Annotated in this window: 1 protein-coding gene and 1 pseudogene; both read left to right on the plus strand. The window is 72.9% G+C overall.

Going from position 1 to position 2,480, the window contains the following annotated elements; all coding sequences use genetic code 11:
• Positions 1 to 240, plus strand: a pseudogene (locus GT042_RS02760) (phosphate ABC transporter substrate-binding protein); the annotation flags it as partial.
• Positions 237 to 2,480: hypothetical protein (locus GT042_RS02765; RefSeq protein WP_161307102.1), on the plus strand; the 2,244-nt coding region annotated here is incomplete at its 3' end. The pseudogene GT042_RS02760 and the gene GT042_RS02765, both read left to right, overlap by 4 nt.

Consider the following 2,480-nt stretch of genomic DNA (forward strand, 5'->3'; position numbering starts at 1 on the left):
GTCGACCCGGACACCGGTCAGGTGCTCGCCTCCGGGGACGGCGGAGCCGGCGGCGAGACCGCGTCGGGCGGCGCCGCCGGGGCCGTGAACCTCGCCGAACCGGTCACCGTGGCCGGCCGCGGCGGCTGGGGCGGCGCGCAGACCCTGATGCTGCTGACCGCGCTGGTCCTGCTGGGCCTGGTGCTGCTCCCCTCCGTCATCTCCCGCACGCTCGCCTCCCGGAAGGGCCCGGCCTCGTGAAGACCTCAGCTCTGAGAAGACGCGGAGAGTTCCGCCGGCTCCGCCGTTTCCGCCGTACGACCGTGCGCCTGGCGGCCGGGGCCCTGATCGGCGCGCTCCTCGGCGCCGTCGTGGCCCAGGCCGCCCAGCCGGCCGCCGCCGTCACGGGTTCCGCCGTGACCGTGTCCGGGCGCGGCGAGTTCAAGGACATGCGGTTCACGGTCAGCCAGACCACGCACCTCACCAACCAGGCCGTCTCCGTGTCGTGGACCGGCGGGACACCCACCCGGTTCGCCGGGGCCCTGTTCAACACCGACTTCGTCCAGATCATGCAGTGCTGGGGCGACGACGACGGGACGGTCAAGAGCAACCCGGGCCCCTCCCGTACCCAGTGCCAGTACGGCGCCTCACCCACCACCAACCGCAGCGGCTGGCCGGGCAACGCCTACGACGACACCCGGGCCGTCACCTACACCGCGGAACCGACGAACTACGGGCAGGACGACAGCTACGGCCTGGACGGCGCCAACGGCCAGGGCGAGGTGCCGTTCAAGTCCGTCGACGGCACGGTCGTCGCCACCAACACCCAGAACAACCCGCTCTTCAACTACAACACCACCAACGAGGTGGACTTCGCCCGCACCAGCTCCGACGGGAGCGGGCAGGAGTACTTCGAGGTACAGACCGCCAACGAGGCCCCGCACCTCGGCTGCGGCGCCCCCGTCACCAAGAGCGGCGCCACCAAGCCCCGTTCCTGCTGGCTGGTGATCGTCCCGCAGGGCCACCTGGACCTCGACGGCAAGCCGTACGCCGACACCACCCAGGTCAACGCCGGATCCCCGGTCTCCTCCACGAACTGGAAGAACCGGGTCGCGATCAAGCTCGGCTTCAACTCGGTCGCCTCGAACTGCGCCCTCGGCGCCGACGAACGGGCCACCAACGGCAGCGAACTGGCCGCCGACGCCATGACGAGCTGGCAGGCCGCCCTCTGCCCCTCCGGCACCGTGTACGGCTACACCGAGATGGGCGAGCCCGATGCCCGGGGGCGGCTCTCCCGCGACGGTTCCTCCGGCCTCGCCTTCACCACCCGCGCCCTCGGCGACGACCCCGGGACCACCGCGCCGGAAGGCCCCACCGCCTACGCCCCCGTCGCGCTGTCCGGCGCCGTCATCGGCTTCACCATCGAGCGCCGGGCGAAGGCGGGCGCACCGGAGTCCGCCCAGAAGGTCTCGGGCACCAAGGTGCGCTCCCTCGACCTCACCCCCCGGCTGGTCGCCAAGCTGCTCACGGAGTCGTACCGCAGCTCCGTATGGGGCGCGGTCACCAGCACGTCCACCGGTGGCGGCGCGCCGGAACTCCACGCCGCCAAGGGGTACGAGTGGCTGACGGGCAACCCGGCCGGCCTGGTGAGCGACCCCGATTTCCTCGCCCTGAACCCGGAGTTCGCCCACCTCTCCGTCGCCGAGACCCCGGCGACGGACACGGACCTGATCACCGCGCTCGGCCACTCCGACACGGCCCGCACGGTGTGGAACTGGATCGCCGCGGACAACGACGCCCGCGCGTTCCTGTCCGGCGTCCCCGACCAGTGGGGGATGCGCGTCAACCCGTACTTCAGCACCAGCGCGGACGTGAACCCCACCGGCTTCGCCTTCGACCTGGCCCGTGACGACTTCCCCAAGAGCGACCCGTGGTGCCTGGTCCCCGACGGCCTCGGCCCCGACGCCAAGCAGTGCATGACGGACTTCCACCCCTACGTGGACGACATGCACGCCGGCGCCCTGAACACCCGCCGCGCGGACACCCTGTGGAAGTCCAACTGGGACGCGCTCGCCGTACCGCCCGCCTACAAGAGCGTGGGCCCGCAGATCGTCGGCTCCCGCTTCGTGATCTCCGTGACGGACGCGGCCTCGGCCGCCCGCTACAGCCTCCAGAGCGCCCGACTGCTCAACGCGGCAGGCAAGTTCACCGCCCCCACCACGGGCGCGCTGACCGCCGCCGCGGCGAGCGCGACCGGCGACGCCGTACGGGTGATCGATCCAGCCGAGGTGACGGCGGCCGACGCGTACCCGCTCGCCCAGCTCGTGTACGGCGCGGTGCGCCCGGCCGAGCTGAAGGCGGCGGCGCGCAAGGACTACGCGGCGCTCCTGACGTACGCGGCGGGCGCCGGGCAGAGCAGCGGCACCGACCCGGGCGACCTGCCTCCGGGGTACGCGCCGCTGCCCGACCCCCTGCGGACCCAGGCCCGCGCCGCCGCCGCG

It is taken from the genome of Streptomyces sp. SID3212 (genome assembly GCF_009865405.1).
Lineage (GTDB): Bacteria > Actinomycetota > Actinomycetes > Streptomycetales > Streptomycetaceae > Streptomyces.